This is a genomic window from Escherichia sp. R1 (assembly GCF_003000935.1).
Lineage (GTDB): Bacteria > Pseudomonadota > Gammaproteobacteria > Enterobacterales > Enterobacteriaceae > Escherichia > Escherichia coli.
Map to the genome: position 1 here is coordinate 19,884 of NZ_PSRU01000002.1, position 17,499 is coordinate 37,382.

The following is a 17,499-nucleotide window of genomic DNA, read 5'->3' on the forward strand; positions in this document are numbered from 1 at the left end:
TGATGGCTGGAAACACAATTGGACAACTCTTTCGCGTAACCACCTTCGGCGAATCGCACGGGCTGGCGCTCGGCTGCATCGTCGATGGTGTTCCGCCAGGCATTCCGCTGACGGAAGCGGACCTGCAACATGACCTTGATCGTCGTCGCCCTGGGACATCGCGCTATACCACCCAACGCCGCGAGTCGGATCAGGTCAAAATTCTCTCCGGTGTTTTTGAAGGTGTTACTACTGGCACCAGCATTGGCTTGTTGATCGAAAATACCGACCAGCGTTCTCAGGATTATAGTGCGATTAAGGACGTTTTCCGTCCAGGTCATGCCGATTACACCTATGAACAAAAATACGGCCTGCGCGATTATCGCGGCGGTGGACGTTCTTCCGCCCGTGAAACCGCTATGCGCGTGGCGGCAGGGGCGATTGCCAAAAAATATCTCGCCGAGAAATTTGGCATTGAGATTCGCGGTTGCCTGACCCAGATGGGCGACATTCCACTGGAAATCAAAGACTGGTCTCAGGTCGAGCAAAATCCGTTTTTCTGCCCGGACCCGGACAAAATCGACGCCTTAGATGAACTGATGCGCGCGCTGAAAAAAGAGGGCGACTCCATCGGCGCGAAAGTCACCGTCGTTGCCAGTGGCGTACCCGCCGGACTTGGCGAGCCGGTCTTTGATCGCCTGGATGCCGACATCGCCCATGCGCTAATGAGCATTAACGCGGTGAAAGGTGTGGAAATTGGTGATGGTTTTGACGTGGTAGCGCTGCGTGGCAGCCAGAACCGCGACGAAATCACCAAAGACGGTTTCCAGAGCAACCATGCGGGCGGCATTCTTGGCGGTATCAGCAGCGGGCAGCAAATCATTGCCCATATGGCGCTGAAGCCAACCTCCAGCATTACCGTGCCGGGGCGCACCATTAACCGCTTTGGCGAAGAAGTTGAGATGATCACCAAAGGTCGTCACGATCCTTGTGTTGGGATCCGCGCGGTGCCGATCGCGGAAGCGATGCTGGCGATCGTTTTAATGGATCACCTGTTACGGCAACGGGCGCAAAATGCTGATGTGAAGACTGATATTCCACGCTGGTAAAAAATGAACAAAACCGCGATTGCGCTGCTGGCCCTGCTTGCCAGTAGCGCCAGCCTGGCAGCGACGCCGTGGCAAAAAATAACCCAACCTGTGCCGGGTAGCGCACAATCGATAGGCAGTTTTTCTAATGGCTGTATCGTCGGTGCTGACACGTTGCCGATACAGTCCGAACATTATCAGGTCATGCGTACCGATCAGCGTCGCTATTTCGGACATCCGGATCTGGTGATGTTTATCCAGCGTCTGAGTCGCCAGGTGAGCAATCTGGGCATGGGTACGGTGCTGATTGGCGATATGGGGATGCCTGCTGGTGGTCGTTTCAACGGCGGTCACGCCAGCCACCAGACCGGACTGGATGTCGATATCTTCCTGCAACTGCCAAAAACACGCTGGACCTCCGCGCAGCTCTTGCGCCCGCAAGCACTGGACTTAGTATCCCGCGACGGTAAACACGTTGTCCCCGCGCTGTGGAAGCCAGAAATTTTCAGCTTGATCAAACTCGCCGCCCAGGACAAAGACGTCACGCGCATTTTTGTTAATCCGGCGATTAAACAACAACTTTGCCTTGATGCGGGCACCGATCGCGACTGGTTGCGCAAAGTGCGACCCTGGTTCCAGCATCGCGCGCATATGCATGTACGATTACGTTGTCCTGCCGATAGTCTGGAGTGTGAGGATCAACCTTTACCGCCACCAGGCGATGGTTGCGGGGCAGAACTGCAAAGCTGGTTTGAACCTCCAAAACCGGGAACAACAAAGCCTGAGAAGAAGACACCGCCTCCGTTGCCGCCTTCCTGCCAGGCGCTACTGGATGAGCACGTGATCTAATGGAAACGTTTAATAGCCTGTTTATGGTTTCCCCGCTGCTGCTGGGAGTTCTCTTTTTTGTCGCCATGCTGGCGGGGTTTATCGACTCGATTGCCGGTGGCGGTGGGTTACTCACCATTCCGGCATTGATGGCGGCGGGGATGTCTCCCGCTAACGCGCTGGCAACCAATAAACTGCAAGCCTGCGGTGGCTCTATTTCCGCCACTATCTACTTTATTCGCCGTAAAGTGGTTAGTTTAAGCGATCAAAAACTCAATATCGCCATGACCTTTGTCGGCTCAATGAGCGGCGCGCTACTGGTGCAGTATGTTCAGGCCGATGTCTTACGGCAGATTTTGCCTGTCCTGGTCATTTGTATCGGTCTCTATTTCTTGCTGATGCCAAAGCTGGGGGAAGAAGATCGCCAGCGTCGGATGTATGGACTGCCATTTGCGCTGGTGGCGGGGGGCTGCGTCGGTTTTTACGATGGATTTTTTGGCCCGGCTGCCGGATCGTTTTACGCGCTGGCCTTCGTTACGCTGTGCGGATTCAACCTCGCCAAAGCCACTGCTCACGCCAAATTACTTAACGCAACGTCAAACATTGGCGGTCTGCTGCTGTTTATTCTCGGCGGCAAAGTGATTTGGGCGACGGGCTTTGTGATGCTGGTGGGGCAGTTCCTCGGCGCGCGCATGGGTTCAAGACTGGTGTTGAGCAAAGGACAAAAGCTGATCCGCCCGATGATCGTTATCGTCTCGGCGGTGATGAGTGCCAAATTACTTTACGATAGCCATGGACAGGAGATCCTCCACTGGTTGGGGATGAACTAATGAACAGTACACACCACTATGAGCAGTTGATTGAGATTTTTAATAGCTGCTTTGCCGATGAATTTAATACCCGTCTGATTAAAGGCGACGACGAACCGATCTATCTTCCTGCTGATGCGGAAGTACCGTATAACAGAATCGTCTTCGCTCATGGCTTTTATGCCAGCGCCATCCACGAGATTTCGCACTGGTGTATTGCCGGGAAAGCGCGCCGTGAGCTGGTTGATTTCGGCTACTGGTATTGCCCGGACGGACGCGATGCCCAGACACAAAGCCAGTTTGAAGATGTTGAAGTGAAGCCGCAGGCGCTGGACTGGTTGTTCTGCGTGGCAGCGGGATATCCGTTTAATGTTAGCTGCGACAATCTGGAAGGGGATTTCGAACCGGACCGCGTGGTGTTTCAACGGCGGGTACATGCGCAGGTGATGGATTATCTGGCAAACGGCATTCCCGAACGTCCGGCACGCTTCATTAAAGCACTACAAAATTATTATCACACGCCGGAACTTACGGCGGAACAGTTCCCGTGGCCGGAAGCGCTCAACTGAAGCCAGCGCCACGTTTTACAATGAGGAAAGAAGATGATCGCGGAGTTTGAATCACGCATTCTGGCATTAATCGACGGTATGGTTGACCATGCCAGTGATGATGAGTTGTTTGCCAGTGGGTATTTGCGTGGCCACCTGACATTAGCCATCGCAGAACTGGAAAGTGGTGACGACCACTCCGCTCAGGCGGTACATACAACCGTTAGCCAGAGTCTGGAAAAAGCCATTGGCGCGGGTGAATTGTCACCGCGTGACCAGGCGCTGGTAACCGATATGTGGGAACACCTGTTTCAGCAGGCCTCACAGCAGTAAGTTGTGACGTCTGGAGCACCATGCCTGATGCGACGCTTATCGCGTCTTATCAGGCCTACAGGTAACGCGTAGGTCGGATAAGGCGTTTACGCCGCATCCGACAAACAATGCCAAAGCAGATTACCCCGCCTTAACCGCTTTACCTTTCAACAACTTCCGCACCCATAACCTATTCGGATTTAACGCCGCCAGCGTACTGGCATCCATCGGAATCGGTTCTTCACTCATCTGTGCTGCCAGAATCTCGGCACACAGCGGGGCAGAACACAAACCGCGCGAGCCCAAAGCAGCAAGCATAAAGAGATCGTCATAAACCGGCGCGCTTACCGCTTCATCTTTCTTCTCCGCCAGCGACGCATATTCCACGAGTGTAGCGTCATAATCAGGCACGTTGCCTACCATTGGCAGATGATCGCGAGTAGCACAACGCACACCGCAGCGCGCCTCTTTACCACTGACATCAACCTCTTTTGCCCACTGTACCTGCGGGAAACAATCAATCAACCGCTGGCGATTCTGCTGCTGATCTTCATCACTGTACGCCGTCTCTTCGCTACCACGGTGATAACTGGCACCAATACAATGATGCTGATTCGCCGGATTTTGCGGCGTGAGATAACCGTCATAGCACAGCACTTGCTTCAGTTTCGCCAGCTCCGGCGTTGTCGGAATATGGCTGACCTGCCCGGCAACCGAATATACTGGCAGAGATGACGTTTGGCTGAAACGGCTGATTTGATGCCCGTTCGCCAGTACCACTACACTGTGTGTTGCTTGCTGATCTCCTGCAAAATTCAACAACCAACAGTCATCCTTACGGGATAAATCCTGTAACTGATGTTGATAATGAATCTGCAAACCCTGCTGTTGCGCCAGTTTCAGCACATTACGGGTCAGTTCTGCCGGACACAGCCAGCCACCTTGCGGATAAGTAATACCGCTGCAATTTGTCGCAACGCCCGTAATTTGTTCAACCGCATTTGCCTCAACGGCTACAGCCAGTTCTGCGGGTAAATCCATCGACAACATCTGTGCGATTTTATGCTGGCTTTTCTCATCCCAGCCTAACTGCGTGACGCCGCACCAGTCATGATCAAATTTAACGGGCAATAAATCGTAAAACCGACGAGCAAAAGTAAACGCATTAGAGAAAAAACGGTTTAGCGCTTCATCGTGTTTACTTAAAAGCGGATACAGCGCCCCCTGGCGATTGCCGGAAGCACCCAGTGCGGGAGCCTCATCCGCGCAATAAAGCGTTACCTGCCAGCCGCGACGCAATAGCGCCAGCGACAACAACGCGCTGGCAATACCGCCTCCAATAATTGCCGCTTCTTGTTTGTTGCTGCCCGTACGGTTAAACCACGGCGTGGAGCAGGGGAGGGGTAATGTCTGTTCCATCACCCCACAAAGCATTTCCCGTTTGCGCCCAAAGCCCTTACGTTTTTGCATAGTGAATCCGGCTTCCTGCAAACCGCGGCGGACAAAACCGGCAGACGTAAATGTCGCCAGCGTGCCGCCCGGACGTGCCAGTCGCGCCATGGCGTTAAACAGATTTTGTGTCCACATATCCGGGTTTTTCGCTGGCGCAAAGCCGTCCAGAAACCAGGCATCTACTTTTTGATTTAGCGAATCGTCCAGTTTGCTGGTCAGTTCATTAATATCGCCAAACCATAAATCCAGCGTCACGCGGCCTTCATCGAGCAATAAACGATGGCAACCGGGCAAGGGCAAAGGCCATTGCGCCTGAAGCTGTTCCGCCCACGGGGCCAGCTCCGGCCAGTGTTGATGCGCCAGCGCTAAATCCGCACGGGTGAGGGGAAATTTCTCAAAACTAATGAAATGTAAGCGTTGTAATTGCGCTTGCGGATGTGCTTCGCGAAACTGATCAAATGCCTGCCATAGCGTCAGGAAGTTTAATCCGGTGCCGAAGCCGCTCTCTGCTACCACAAACAGAGGATGTGGATGTTCAGGAAAACGTGCCTCTAAATGGTTACCCCCGAGAAAAACATAACGCGTCTCTTCCAGTCCGTTATCGTTGGAAAAATAGACATCGTCAAAATCTCGGGAAACAGGTGTACCCTCAGCATTAAATTCGAGGTTGGCAGGTTGTATGGCGTAGTGTTTCACGTAAGTTACTCGTCTTACAGGCGGTGGCTCGATCTTAGCGATGTGTGTCAGGCTGCGCAAATTTCTCTATTAATTGGCTGATCGGACTTGTTCGGCGTACAAGTGTACGCTATTGTGCATTCGAAACTTACTCTATGTGCGACTTACAGAGGTATTGAATGAAACGTGCAGTGATTACTGGCCTGGGCATTGTTTCCAGCATCGGTAATAACCAGCAGGAAGTCCTGGCATCTCTGCGTGAAGGACGTTCAGGGATCACTTTCTCTCAGGAGCTGAAGGATTCCGGCATGCGTAGCCACGTCTGGGGCAACGTAAAACTGGATACCACTGGCCTCATTGACCGCAAAGTTGTGCGCTTTATGAGCGACGCATCCATTTATGCATTCCTTTCTATGGAGCAGGCAATTGCAGATGCTGGCCTCTCCCCGGAAGCTTACCAGAATAACCCGCGCGTTGGCCTGATTGCAGGTTCCGGCGGCGGTTCCCCGCGTTTTCAGGTGTTCGGCGCTGACGCAATGCGCGGCCCGCGCGGCCTGAAAGCGGTTGGCCCGTATGTGGTCACCAAAGCGATGGCATCCGGCGTTTCTGCCTGCCTCGCCACGCCGTTTAAAATTCACGGCGTTAACTACTCCATCAGCTCCGCGTGTGCGACTTCCGCACACTGTATCGGTAACGCAGTAGAGCAGATCCAACTGGGCAAACAGGACATCGTGTTTGCTGGCGGCGGCGAAGAGCTGTGCTGGGAAATGGCTTGCGAATTCGACGCGATGGGTGCGCTGTCTACTAAATACAACGACACCCCGGAAAAAGCCTCCCGTACTTACGACGCTCACCGTGACGGTTTCGTTATCGCTGGCGGTGGCGGTATGGTAGTGGTTGAAGAGCTGGAACACGCGCTGGCGCGTGGTGCTCACATCTATGCTGAAATCGTTGGCTACGGCGCAACCTCTGACGGCGCAGACATGGTTGCTCCGTCTGGCGAAGGTGCAGTGCGCTGCATGAAGATGGCGATGCACGGTGTTGATACCCCAATCGACTACCTGAACTCTCATGGTACTTCGACTCCGGTTGGCGACGTGAAAGAACTGGCAGCTATCCGTGAAGTGTTCGGCGATAAGAGCCCGGCGATTTCTGCAACCAAAGCAATGACCGGTCACTCACTGGGCGCTGCTGGCGTACAGGAAGCTATCTACTCTCTGCTGATGCTGGAACACGGTTTTATCGCCCCGAGCATCAACATTGAAGAGCTGGACGAGCAGGCTGCGGGTCTGAACATCGTGACCGAAACGACCGATCGCGAACTGACCACAGTTATGTCTAACAGCTTCGGCTTCGGCGGCACCAACGCCACGCTGGTAATGCGCAAGCTGAAAGATTAATTCGGAGTAGGTCGGATAAGACGCGCCAGCGCCGCATCCGACGTTACGCGCCAATGCTGCCTCCGGCACTAACGCAAAAGGGAACCCGATGGTTCCCTTTTTCACATCATTGACAATCGCCGCCAGTTCCAGGCAAACTTCCCGCTTTGTCGATTTCCTGCAGAAAAGACGTACGCGTTAAATCCTGCCAACGCACCGTAACCCTGAAACCAGAGAGATGAGACGGGGATACTCCTCGCCTTGCGCTGCATTCTGGAGTAATGCATGACTGCTGTAAGCCAAACCGAAACACGATCTTCTGCCAATTTTTCGCTCTTCCGCATCGCTTTTGCGGTTTTTCTCACCTACATGACCGTAGGTTTACCGTTGCCGGTTATCCCGCTGTTTGTTCATCATGAACTGGGCTATGGCAACACTATGGTCGGCATTGCCGTCGGGATTCAGTTTCTGGCTACGGTGCTGACGCGTGGTTACGCCGGGCGACTGGCCGATCAATATGGCGCAAAACGTTCGGCGCTTCAGGGGATGTTAGCTTGTGGTCTGGCGGGGGGCGCGTTGCTGCTGGCGGCGATTTTGCCCGTCCCCGCACCGTTCAAATTTGCTCTGTTGGTCGTCGGGCGTTTGATTCTTGGCTTTGGTGAAAGCCAGTTACTGACGGGCGCTCTGACCTGGGGATTAGGCATCGTTGGGCCAAAACATTCCGGCAAAGTGATGTCATGGAACGGAATGGCTATTTACGGTGCCCTCGCTGTTGGTGCGCCGCTTGGCCTGTTGATTCATAGCCATTACGGTTTTGCCGCACTGGCGCTCACCACAATGGCATTACCCTTACTGGCGTGGGCCTGTAACGGCACAGTGCGCAAAGTACCGGCCCTGGCGGGGGAACGTCCATCGCTGTGGAGCGTTGTCGGGCTTATCTGGAAACCAGGGTTAGGTCTGGCACTACAAGGCGTTGGTTTTGCGGTTATCGGGACTTTCGTTTCGCTCTACTTTGCCAGCAAAGGATGGGCGATGGCGGGCTTTACTCTTACCGCGTTTGGCGGCGCATTTGTCGTGATGCGCGTCATGTTTGGCTGGATGCCGGACCGTTTTGGCGGCGTGAAAGTGGCGATCGTCTCTCTGCTTGTAGAAACGGTGGGCTTGTTGCTGCTCTGGCAAGCCCCAGGGGCGTGGGTCGCATTAGCGGGCGCGGCGTTAACTGGAGCCGGATGTTCGCTTATCTTTCCTGCGCTGGGCGTGGAGGTGGTTAAACGCGTCCCCTCACACGTTCGCGGCACCGCACTGGGCGGTTACGCCGCGTTTCAGGATATCGCCCTCGGCGTCTCCGGGCCGCTTGCGGGAATGCTGGCGACCATGTTTGGTTACTCTTCGGTATTTCTTGCCGGGGCGATCTCTGCGGTGCTGGGAATTATTGTCACGATACTGTCGTTTCGTCGGGGTTAACGAACCAGCCAGACCAGCATCAGGATAATCGCGACTAACAGTATCCACAGCGCGGGACGCGTTGCCATATTTTGCAACGTGTCCATCATCGGTGGAAAAGGATTAAGCAGCGGTTGCATATCACGCGGCTCAATCCCTTTAACCCGCCGTTGATAAAGCTGGTTAAGAATATCCTCGGCCTGGGCAGAAGAAAGCGATGATTGCGCAGAAAGGCCATATTTTTGCTGGATATATGCCGATAACGCCGCCAGTTCACTGGCATCTAAAGGTTGTTTCAGCGCCATCTGTAGTGATTCAAGCGTCGGCGTATTTTGCTGGCTTAGCGTCTGACGCGCCTGTAGCCAGGTCACCAGATGGTTAAACAGTTTCGCTGGAATTAACTCGCCATCTTTCACCCCGGAAAGTTCCAGCATCGATTGCCAGATCTGTTTGCTGGGTTCCCCCGTTGCTGCCGCAAGTTTGGTCACCAGCTGTTTGAGCGCATTGTGCTCCGCCGGTAATAAAGGACGGTCGGTCGCCTCGCGCTGCTGTGGTTGCGGAATAACCATCTTCCCTTCCTGCAACAGGGTGAGAATGGTTTTTAATTGCTCCGGTGAGAGCTGATTCAGCGGCGTCTGACCAAAGTTATGACGGATATAATCCGTGACCGCCTGACGATTATTCCCCAGACGTAAATACTCCCCTAATTGCGCTAAAAGCTGGCGGGCAGAATGGCTTTTCTGCGCGGCCAACAGACGTTGCGCCAGATTATGCTCAGCGGCAGGGAAGTGACGCGAAAGCAGCGGTGAATCTCCCGACAGACCAATATCGTGCCTGATACCCGCCCACAGTTCTGCTCTTTGTTGTTGCGTCAGTGAGGTCACTTTCGTCATTAAGCTTTCCAGCGAAGTACGTTGCTGACTGGATAAAGGCTGATTGCCCGCGCCAGACGGCAGGTTATCTCCCTGACCTGGTGGTTGCCCAGGAGGAGGGCCGGAAATAGGTTGTATCATTACGTATCCTTATACCTGAAATCTTCGCAAGTATGCCTGGCCGCGAGATTATGGCACACTTGTCTGGTTAACTCTCGTCTCATACAGGTAACACAAACGTGAAAATCCTTGTTGATGAAAATATGCCTTATGCCCGCGACTTATTTAGCCGTTTGGGTGAGGTGACCGCGGTTCCCGGGCGTCCAATTCCCGTCGCTCAACTGGCAGACGCGGATGCGCTTATGGTGCGTTCGGTCACGAAAGTGAATGAATCTTTGCTGGCAGGAAAACCCATTAAATTTGTTGGCACTGCCACCGCGGGGACCGACCATGTCGATGAAGCATGGTTAAAGCAGGCGGGAATTGGTTTTTCCGCTGCACCTGGCTGTAATGCGATTGCGGTAGTGGAATATGTTTTCTCCTCCCTGCTGATGCTTGCCGAACGCGATGGATTTTCACTGCACGAGCGTACCGTGGGGATCGTTGGCGTTGGTAACGTTGGTCGTCGTTTACAGGCGCGACTGGAAGCGTTAGGGATTACAACCTTGCTTTGCGATCCGCCTCGCGCCGACCGTGGGGATGAGGGGGATTTCCGCTCGCTGAATGAGTTAGTCCAGCATGCGGATATTCTGACTTTCCATACGCCACTCTTTAAAGATGGTCCGTACAAAACGCTGCATCTGGCGGATGAAAAACTGATCCGCAGCCTGAAACCGGGAGCGATTCTGATTAACGCCTGCCGTGGCGCAGTCGTCGATAATACCGCCCTGCTGACCTGCCTGAACGAAGGCCAGAAGTTAAGCGTAGTGCTGGATGTCTGGGAAGGCGAACCGGAACTTAACGTGGAATTGCTGAAAAAAGTGGATATCGGCACGCCGCATATCGCAGGCTATACCCTGGAAGGTAAAGCACGCGGTACTACGCAAGTGTTTGAAGCTTATAGCAAGTTTATTGGGCATGAACAGCACGTTGCACTGGATACATTACTGCCCGCGCCAGAGTTTGGTCGCATTACGCTGCATGGCCCGCTCGATCAGCCAACGCTGAAAAGGCTGGTGCATTTGGTGTATGATGTGCGCCGCGATGACGCACCGCTGCGTAAAGTCGCCGGGATACCGGGTGAGTTCGATAAACTGCGCAAAAACTATCTTGAGCGCCGTGAATGGTCATCTCTGTATGTAATTTGTGATGACGCCAGTGCGGCATCATTGCTGTGTAAACTGGGTTTTAACGCCGTTCATCATCCGGCACGTTAATCTCTTCTTCATGCTCTCTGCTGTAACATTGGCAGGGAGCTTTGCTATTTCTGGAGTAAACCACCATGTCTGAAGGCTGGAACATTGCCGTCCTGGGCGCAACTGGCGCTGTGGGCGAAGCCCTGCTTGAAACGCTGGCTGAACGTCAGTTCCCGGTTGGGGAAATTTATGCACTGGCACGTAACGAAAGCGCAGGCGAACAACTGCGCTTTGGTGGTAAGACAATCACCGTGCAGGATGCCGCTGAATTCGACTGGACGCAGGCGCAGCTGGCATTTTTTGTCGCAGGCAAAGAAGCTACCGCTGCCTGGGTTGAAGAAGCGACCAACTCAGGTTGTCTGGTGATCGACAGCAGCGGATTGTTTGCTCTCGAACCCGACGTACCGCTGGTGGTGCCGGAAGTAAACCCGTTTATACTGACCGATTACCGCAACCGGAATGTCATCGCCGTACCAGACAGTCTGACCAGCCAGCTGCTGGCGGCACTGAAACCGCTAATTGATCAGGGCGGTTTATCACGTATCAGCGTTACCAGCCTGATTTCAGCCTCCGCCCAGGGTAAAAAAGCGGTCGATGCATTAGCGGGGCAGAGTGCTAAATTACTCAATGGCATTCCGATTGACGAAGAAGATTTCTTCGGGCGTCAGCTGGCGTTCAACATGCTGCCGTTACTGCCGGATAGCGAAGGTAGCGTGCGTGAAGAACGTCGTATCGTTGACGAAGTACGCAAAATCCTGCAGGACGAAGGGCTGATGATTTCGGCAAGCGTCGTCCAGGCACCGGTATTCTACGGTCATGCCCAGATGGTCAACTTTGAAGCACTGCGTCCGCTGGCGGCAGAAGAAGCGCGTGATGCGTTTGCTCAGGGCGAAGATATTGTGCTCTCTGAAGAGAACGAATTCCCGACTCAGGTAGGAGATGCTTCTGGTAGTCCGCATCTTTCTGTTGGCTGCGTACGTAATGACTACGGTATGCCGGAGCAAGTCCAGTTCTGGTCGGTGGCCGATAACGTTCGCTTTGGCGGCGCGCTGATGGCAGTAAAAATCGCCGAGAAACTGGTGCAGGAGTATCTGTACTAATGTCCGACCAGCAACAACCGCCAGTTTATAAAATTGCGCTGGGCATTGAGTACGACGGCAGTAGGTATTACGGCTGGCAACGGCAGAATGAAGTCCGCAGTGTGCAGGAGAAGCTGGAAAAGGCGCTCTCCCAGGTGGCGAACGAACCCATCACCGTCTTCTGCGCCGGGCGTACTGACGCAGGGGTACACGGTACCGGGCAGGTGGTGCATTTCGAAACGACCGCGCAGCGCAAAGACGCTGCGTGGACGTTAGGCGTAAATGCGAATTTACCTGGTGACATCGCCGTGCGTTGGGTTAAAGCTGTACCTGATGATTTTCATGCCCGATTTAGCGCCACGGCTCGCCGTTATCGCTACATCATCTACAATCATCGGCTGCGCCCGGCGGTATTGAGTAAAGGGGTAACCCATTTTTACGAACCGCTGGACGCTGAACGGATGCATCGGGCTGCGCAATGTTTGCTGGGCGAGAATGATTTCACCTCGTTCCGTGCGGTGCAGTGTCAGTCCCGGACCCCGTGGCGCAACGTTATGCATATTAATGTCACGCGTCACGGTCCTTATGTGGTGGTAGATATCAAAGCGAATGCCTTTGTACATCATATGGTCAGGAATATTGTCGGCAGCCTGATGGAAGTCGGTGCCCACAACCAGCCGGAGAGCTGGATAGCAGAGTTGCTGGCGGCAAAGGACAGAACGCTGGCGGCAGCAACGGCAAAAGCGGAAGGGCTATATCTGGTCGCGGTGGATTACCCTGACCGATATGATCTTCCAAAACCGCCAATGGGCCCGCTATTTCTGGCGGACTAACGAGAATAATGCTCGGAACATTTCAGGCTGTAGCCAACGTAGTTACAGCCTGATAGATGACGAGTACAAGGCATAGGCAAATATGGACCTGATTTATTTCCTCATCGATTTTATCCTGCACATTGACGTGCATCTGGCAGAGCTGGTCGCGGAGTACGGCGTCTGGGTTTATGCCATTTTGTTCTTAATTTTGTTCTGTGAAACCGGTCTGGTGGTAACGCCGTTTTTACCGGGTGATTCATTGCTGTTTGTTGCCGGAGCGTTGGCATCACTGGAGACCAACGATCTCAACGTCCATATGATGGTGGTGCTGATGCTGATCGCCGCGATTGTGGGTGACGCGGTCAATTACACTATCGGGCGGTTGTTCGGTGAAAAGTTATTCAGTAATCCCAATTCGAAAATTTTCCGTCGCAGTTATCTCGACAAAACCCATCAGTTTTATGAGAAACATGGCGGCAAAACGATTATTCTCGCCCGTTTTGTGCCGATCGTCAGAACGTTCGCCCCGTTTGTTGCGGGAATGGGCCACATGTCGTACCGTCATTTCGCCGCTTATAACGTGATTGGCGCACTGTTGTGGGTACTGCTTTTTACCTACGCAGGCTATTTCTTCGGCACGCTCCCCTTCATTCAGAGCAACCTTAAACTGATGATTGTTGGCATTATTTTTGTTTCAATATTGCCAGGTGTTTTCGAATTTATTCGCCACAAACGCGCAGCGGCACGCGCCGCAAAATAAAAAGTAACTCTGCGGTTCGACCACTTTTTTATCCAAAGTTTCGGGCTGTTATGTTTTAATGTGCAACATTCATGGTCTGTTGGGGGCAAAAATGGCATTATGCGTCCCCAAAGATAAAACTGGCATCGAACCAGGTTCAGACAGAAAGGTCCCTAATGAGCTGGATTGAACGAATTAAAAGCAACATTACTCCCACCCGCAAGGCGAGCATTCCTGAAGGGGTGTGGACTAAGTGTGATAGCTGCGGTCAGGTTTTATACCGCGCTGAGCTGGAACGTAATCTTGAGGTCTGTCCGAAGTGTGACCATCACATGCGTATGACAGCGCGTAATCGCCTGCATAGCCTGTTAGATGAAGGAAGCCTTGTGGAGCTGGGTAGCGAGCTTGAGCCGAAAGATGTGCTGAAGTTTCGTGACTCCAAGAAGTATAAAGACCGTCTGGCATCTGCGCAGAAAGAAACCGGCGAAAAAGATGCGCTGGTGGTGATGAAAGGCACTCTGTATGGAATGCCGGTTGTCGCTGCGGCATTCGAGTTCGCCTTTATGGGCGGTTCCATGGGATCTGTGGTAGGTGCGCGTTTCGTGCGTGCCGTTGAGCAGGCGCTGGAAGATAACTGCCCACTGATCTGCTTCTCCGCCTCTGGTGGCGCACGTATGCAGGAAGCACTGATGTCGCTGATGCAGATGGCGAAAACCTCTGCGGCACTGGCAAAAATGCAGGAGCGCGGCTTGCCGTACATCTCCGTGCTGACCGACCCGACCATGGGCGGTGTTTCTGCAAGTTTCGCCATGCTGGGCGATCTCAACATCGCTGAACCGAAAGCGTTAATTGGCTTTGCCGGTCCGCGTGTTATCGAACAGACCGTTCGCGAAAAACTGCCGCCAGGATTCCAGCGCAGTGAATTCCTGATCGAGAAAGGCGCGATCGACATGATCGTCCGTCGTCCGGAAATGCGCCTGAAACTGGCGAGCATTCTGGCGAAGTTGATGAATCTGCCAGCGCCGAATCCTGAAGCGCCGCGTGAAGGCGTAGTGGTGCCACCGGTACCGGATCAGGAACCTGAGGCCTGATAACTGATAAGGGCAGGGCCACTGGCTCTGCCCTTTTGCTATTCTCACCGTAACGAATCAGCGGATACCATGATTATCAAACGCACTCCTCAAGCCGCGTCGCCTCTGGCTTCGTGGCTTTCTTATCTGGAAAACCTGCACAGTAAAACTATCGATCTCGGCCTTGAGCGCGTGAGCCAGGTCGCGGCGCGTCTTGGCGTTCTGAAACCAGCGCCATTTGTGTTTACCGTTGCGGGTACGAATGGCAAAGGCACCACCTGCCGTACGCTGGAGTCGATTCTGATGGCGGCAGGGTACAAAGTGGGCGTCTACAGTTCGCCGCATCTGGTGCGTTATACCGAGCGCGTACGTGTGCAGGGTCAGGAATTGCCGGAATCGGCCCACACCGCTTCTTTTGCGGAGATTGAATCGGCACGCGGTGATATTTCCCTGACCTATTTCGAATACGGTACGCTGTCGGCGTTGTGGCTGTTCAAGCAGGCACAACTTGACGTAGTGATTCTGGAAGTAGGGCTGGGCGGTCGTCTGGACGCAACCAATATTGTCGATGCCGATGTCGCGGTAGTAACCAGTATTGCGCTGGATCATACCGACTGGCTGGGGCCAGATCGTGAAAGTATTGGTCGCGAGAAAGCAGGTATCTTTCGCAGCGAAAAACCGGCAATTGTCGGTGAGCCGGAGATGCCTTCTACCATTGCTGATGTGGCGCAGGAAAAAGGTGCACTGCTACAACGTCGGGGCGTTGAGTGGAACTATTCCGTCACCGATCATGACTGGACGTTTAGCGATGCTCACGGCACGCTGGAAAATCTGCCGTTGCCGCTTGTCCCGCAACCGAATGCCGCAACGGCGCTGGCGGCACTGCGTGCCAGCGGGCTGGAGGTCAGTGAAAATGCCATTCGCGACGGGATTGCCAGCGCAATTTTGCCGGGACGTTTCCAGATTGTGAGCGAGTCGCCACGCGTTATTTTTGATGTCGCGCATAATCCACATGCGGCGGAATATCTCACCGGGCGTATGAAAGCGCTACCGAAAAACGGGCGCGTGCTGGCGGTTATCGGTATGCTACATGATAAAGATATTGCCGGAACTCTGGCCTGGTTGAAAAGCGTGGTTGATGACTGGTATTGTGCGCCACTGGAAGGGCCGCGCGGTGCCACGGCAGAACAACTGCTTGAGCATTTGGGTAACGGCAAATCATTTGATAGCGTTGCGCAGGCATGGGATGCCGCAATGGCGGACGCTAAAGCGGAAGACACCGTGCTGGTGTGTGGTTCGTTCCACACGGTCGCACATGTCATGGAAATGATTGACGCGAGGAGAAGCGGTGGCAAGTAAGTTTCAGAATCGGTTAGTGGGCACGATCGTGCTGGTAGCGCTGGGGGTGATTGTACTTCCAGGGCTGCTGGACGGGCAGAAAAAACATTATCAGGATGAGTTCGCGGCTATCCCGCTGGTGCCAAAAGCGGGCGATCGCGATGAGCCTGATATGATGCCAGCCGCCACCCAGGCGTTGCCGACGCAGCCGCCGGAAGGCGCAGCGGAAGAGGTACGGGCAGGTGATGCCGCAGCACCGTCGCTCGATCCGGCCACTATTGCAGCCAATAACACCGAGTTTGAACCGGAACCTGCACCGGTCGCCCCACCGAAGCCGAAACCGGTGGAGCCGCTTAAGCCAAAGGTTGAAGCACCACCTGCGCCGAAGCCAGAACCGAAGCCGGTCGTGGAAGAAAAAGCAGCGCCAACGGGTAAAGCTTATGTTGTGCAACTGGGCGCGCTGAAAAATGCCGATAAAGTGAATGAGATTGTCGGTAAGCTGCGCGGTGCCGGTTATCGGGTTTATACGTCGCCATCCACGCCAGTGCAGGGTAAAATTACCCGTATTCTGGTTGGGCCGGATGCTTCCAAAGAGAAGCTGAAAGGATCGCTGGGTGAGCTCAAGCAGCTTTCTGGCTTAAGTGGCGTGGTAATGGGCTATACACCGAATTAATACGGTCTTGCCTGATGCGACGCTGGCGCATCTTATCAGGCCTGTGCAGGGGTAGAACCGTAGGTCGGATAAGGCGTTCACGCCGCATCCGACAGTCGTTGCCTGATGCGACACTGGCGTGTCTTATCAGGCCTACGCAGGGGTAGAACAGTAGGTCGGATAAGGCGTTCACGCTGCATCCGACAGCCGTTGCCTGATGCGACGCTAGCGCGTCTTATCAGGCCTACGCAGGAGTAGAACAGTAGGTCGGATAAGGCGTTCACGCTGCATCCGACAGCCGTTGCCTGATGTGACGCCAGCGCGTCTTATCAGGCCTGTGCTGGAGCAGAACTGTAGGTCGGATAAGGCGTTCATGCGGCATCCGACACGCATTGCCCGATGCCGCAAAGGCATAAAAAGTCGATGGCGTTGAATATTTTTTCAGCGCCATTTTTATTGATGCGCGGGAAGGAAATCCCTACGCAAACGTTTTCTTTTTCTGTTAGAATGCGCCCCGAACAGGATGACAGGGCGTAAAATCGTGGGACACATATGGTCTGGATTGATTACGCCATAATCGCGGTGATTGCTTTTTCCTCTCTGGTTAGCCTGATCCGCGGCTTTGTTCGTGAAGCGTTATCGCTGGTGACATGGGGTTGTGCTTTCTTTGTTGCCAGTCATTACTACACTTACCTGTCAGTCTGGTTTACGGGCTTTGAAGACGAACTGGTTCGAAATGGGATTGCCATCGCGGTACTGTTTATCGCTACCCTGATCGTTGGTGCTATCGTGAACTTCGTGATAGGCCAGTTGGTGGAGAAAACGGGGTTGTCAGGCACCGATCGGGTGCTGGGCGTCTGTTTCGGTGCGTTGCGCGGTGTGTTGATTGTTGCCGCCATTCTCTTCTTTCTCGACTCCTTTACCGGGGTGTCGAAAAGCGAAGACTGGAGCAAATCACAGCTGATCCCGCAGTTCAGTTTTATCATCAGATGGTTTTTTGATTATCTGCAAAGCTCGTCAAGTTTCTTGCCCAGAGCGTAAGTGCTCTGAGATGTGGCTTAACGAG

At 53.8% G+C, this 17,499-nt stretch carries 17 protein-coding genes; 15 read left to right on the forward strand and 2 right to left on the reverse strand.

Annotated elements, in window-relative coordinates; genetic code table 11:
• Positions 1-2 precede the first annotated feature (2 nt).
• From aroC to C4F37_RS02880, 5 genes are read left to right on the forward strand one after another with little or no spacing between them, the layout of a single operon-like run.
• Positions 3-1,088, forward strand: a complete 1,086-nt coding sequence (aroC, locus tag C4F37_RS02860; RefSeq protein ID WP_001374741.1) for a chorismate synthase — start codon at positions 3-5, stop codon at positions 1,086-1,088.
• 3 nt (positions 1,089-1,091) lie between these two features.
• Positions 1,092-1,916: a penicillin-insensitive murein endopeptidase gene (gene mepA, locus C4F37_RS02865; RefSeq protein ID WP_001043802.1), complete on the forward strand. Its 825-nt coding sequence runs from the start codon at positions 1,092-1,094 to the stop codon at positions 1,914-1,916.
• Positions 1,916-2,725: a sulfite exporter TauE/SafE family protein gene (locus C4F37_RS02870; protein WP_001539241.1), complete on the forward strand. Its 810-nt coding sequence runs from the start codon at positions 1,916-1,918 to the stop codon at positions 2,723-2,725. The genes mepA and C4F37_RS02870 overlap by 1 nt, the downstream gene beginning before the upstream one ends.
• Complete coding sequence (gene epmC, locus C4F37_RS02875) at positions 2,725-3,273, forward strand: elongation factor P hydroxylase (RefSeq protein ID WP_001089235.1); 549 nt, start codon at positions 2,725-2,727, stop codon at positions 3,271-3,273. Before C4F37_RS02870 ends, epmC begins: the two co-directional genes overlap by 1 nt.
• A gap of 33 nt (positions 3,274-3,306) precedes the next feature.
• Positions 3,307-3,585 carry a YfcL family protein gene (locus C4F37_RS02880; RefSeq protein ID WP_000559761.1) on the forward strand — a complete coding sequence of 93 codons (279 nt, stop codon included), beginning with the start codon at positions 3,307-3,309 and terminating at the stop codon, positions 3,583-3,585.
• Between the two features lie 120 nt (positions 3,586-3,705).
• Here C4F37_RS02880 and mnmC read toward each other — a convergent pair whose 3' ends face one another.
• Entirely contained in the window at positions 3,706-5,712 is a 2,007-nt protein-coding gene (mnmC, locus tag C4F37_RS02885; protein ID WP_001539239.1) for a bifunctional tRNA (5-methylaminomethyl-2-thiouridine)(34)-methyltransferase MnmD/FAD-dependent 5-carboxymethylaminomethyl-2-thiouridine(34) oxidoreductase MnmC, read from the reverse strand.
• Positions 5,713-5,870: 158 nt separating this feature from the next.
• On the opposite strand from mnmC, the gene fabB reads away from it, so the two are divergent.
• Both fabB and C4F37_RS02900 read left to right on the forward strand, forming a co-directional pair.
• Positions 5,871-7,091, forward strand: coding sequence for a beta-ketoacyl-ACP synthase I (gene fabB, locus C4F37_RS02890; RefSeq protein WP_000817178.1), 1,221 nt, complete (start codon positions 5,871-5,873; stop codon positions 7,089-7,091).
• 264 nt (positions 7,092-7,355) lie between these two features.
• Positions 7,356-8,534: an MFS transporter gene (locus tag C4F37_RS02900; RefSeq protein WP_000127768.1), complete on the forward strand. Its 1,179-nt coding sequence runs from the start codon at positions 7,356-7,358 to the stop codon at positions 8,532-8,534.
• Here the strand turns inward: C4F37_RS02900 and flk are convergent.
• Positions 8,531-9,526: a flagella biosynthesis regulator Flk gene (gene flk / locus C4F37_RS02905; RefSeq protein WP_000615816.1), complete on the reverse strand. Its 996-nt coding sequence runs from the start codon at positions 9,524-9,526 to the stop codon at positions 8,531-8,533. The two genes, C4F37_RS02900 and flk, sit on opposite strands and share 4 nt — an antisense overlap.
• A gap of 98 nt (positions 9,527-9,624) precedes the next feature.
• Between flk and pdxB the strand changes: the two genes are divergently transcribed.
• From pdxB to cvpA, 8 genes are all read left to right on the forward strand, one after another.
• Positions 9,625-10,761 (forward strand): 4-phosphoerythronate dehydrogenase PdxB, encoded by a 1,137-nt coding sequence (pdxB, locus tag C4F37_RS02910; protein WP_000699143.1) that lies wholly within the window; start codon positions 9,625-9,627, stop codon positions 10,759-10,761.
• A 65-nt stretch (positions 10,762-10,826) separates the two neighbouring features.
• Positions 10,827-11,840 carry an aspartate-semialdehyde dehydrogenase gene (locus C4F37_RS02915; RefSeq protein ID WP_001289157.1) on the forward strand — a complete coding sequence of 338 codons (1,014 nt, stop codon included), beginning with the start codon at positions 10,827-10,829 and terminating at the stop codon, positions 11,838-11,840.
• Positions 11,840-12,652 carry a tRNA pseudouridine(38-40) synthase TruA gene (truA, locus tag C4F37_RS02920; RefSeq protein WP_001283598.1) on the forward strand — a complete coding sequence of 271 codons (813 nt, stop codon included), beginning with the start codon at positions 11,840-11,842 and terminating at the stop codon, positions 12,650-12,652. Before C4F37_RS02915 ends, truA begins: the two co-directional genes overlap by 1 nt.
• An 82-nt stretch (positions 12,653-12,734) precedes the next feature.
• Positions 12,735-13,394 (forward strand): DedA family protein, encoded by a 660-nt coding sequence (locus tag C4F37_RS02925; RefSeq protein WP_000364337.1) that lies wholly within the window; start codon positions 12,735-12,737, stop codon positions 13,392-13,394.
• A gap of 155 nt (positions 13,395-13,549) precedes the next feature.
• Positions 13,550-14,464, forward strand: a complete 915-nt coding sequence (gene accD, locus C4F37_RS02930; protein ID WP_000118404.1) for an acetyl-CoA carboxylase, carboxyltransferase subunit beta — start codon at positions 13,550-13,552, stop codon at positions 14,462-14,464.
• A gap of 69 nt (positions 14,465-14,533) precedes the next feature.
• Positions 14,534-15,802, forward strand: a complete 1,269-nt coding sequence (gene folC, locus C4F37_RS02935) for a bifunctional tetrahydrofolate synthase/dihydrofolate synthase (protein ID WP_001539189.1) — start codon at positions 14,534-14,536, stop codon at positions 15,800-15,802.
• A complete protein-coding gene (dedD, locus tag C4F37_RS02940) occupies positions 15,792-16,454 on the forward strand; it encodes a cell division protein DedD (protein ID WP_000146989.1) in 663 nt (220 codons plus the stop codon). Before folC ends, dedD begins: the two co-directional genes overlap by 11 nt.
• A 531-nt stretch (positions 16,455-16,985) precedes the next feature.
• Positions 16,986-17,474, forward strand: a complete 489-nt coding sequence (gene cvpA, locus C4F37_RS02945) for a colicin V production protein (protein WP_000262113.1) — start codon at positions 16,986-16,988, stop codon at positions 17,472-17,474.
• Positions 17,475-17,499 lie beyond the last annotated feature (25 nt).

Bases quoted from the DNA above. Each gene is read 5' to 3' on its own strand.
- fabB (WP_000817178.1), top strand. From the start codon at position 5,871: ATGAAACGTGCAGTGATTACTGGCCTGGGCATTGTTTCCAGCATCGGT.
- cvpA (WP_000262113.1), top strand. From the start codon at position 16,986: ATGGTCTGGATTGATTACGCCATAATCGCGGTGATTGCTTTTTCCTCT.
- epmC (WP_001089235.1), top strand. From the start codon at position 2,725: ATGAACAGTACACACCACTATGAGCAGTTGATTGAGATTTTTAATAGC.
- C4F37_RS02880 (WP_000559761.1), top strand. From the start codon at position 3,307: ATGATCGCGGAGTTTGAATCACGCATTCTGGCATTAATCGACGGTATG.
- mepA (WP_001043802.1), top strand. From the start codon at position 1,092: ATGAACAAAACCGCGATTGCGCTGCTGGCCCTGCTTGCCAGTAGCGCC.
- aroC (WP_001374741.1), top strand. From the start codon at position 3: ATGGCTGGAAACACAATTGGACAACTCTTTCGCGTAACCACCTTCGGC.
- C4F37_RS02900 (WP_000127768.1), top strand. From the start codon at position 7,356: ATGACTGCTGTAAGCCAAACCGAAACACGATCTTCTGCCAATTTTTCG.
- C4F37_RS02870 (WP_001539241.1), top strand. From the start codon at position 1,916: ATGGAAACGTTTAATAGCCTGTTTATGGTTTCCCCGCTGCTGCTGGGA.
- C4F37_RS02925 (WP_000364337.1), top strand. From the start codon at position 12,735: ATGGACCTGATTTATTTCCTCATCGATTTTATCCTGCACATTGACGTG.
- accD (WP_000118404.1), top strand. From the start codon at position 13,550: ATGAGCTGGATTGAACGAATTAAAAGCAACATTACTCCCACCCGCAAG.
- truA (WP_001283598.1), top strand. From the start codon at position 11,840: ATGTCCGACCAGCAACAACCGCCAGTTTATAAAATTGCGCTGGGCATT.
- C4F37_RS02915 (WP_001289157.1), top strand. From the start codon at position 10,827: ATGTCTGAAGGCTGGAACATTGCCGTCCTGGGCGCAACTGGCGCTGTG.
- folC (WP_001539189.1), top strand. From the start codon at position 14,534: ATGATTATCAAACGCACTCCTCAAGCCGCGTCGCCTCTGGCTTCGTGG.
- flk (WP_000615816.1), bottom strand. From the start codon at position 9,526: ATGATACAACCTATTTCCGGCCCTCCTCCTGGGCAACCACCAGGTCAG.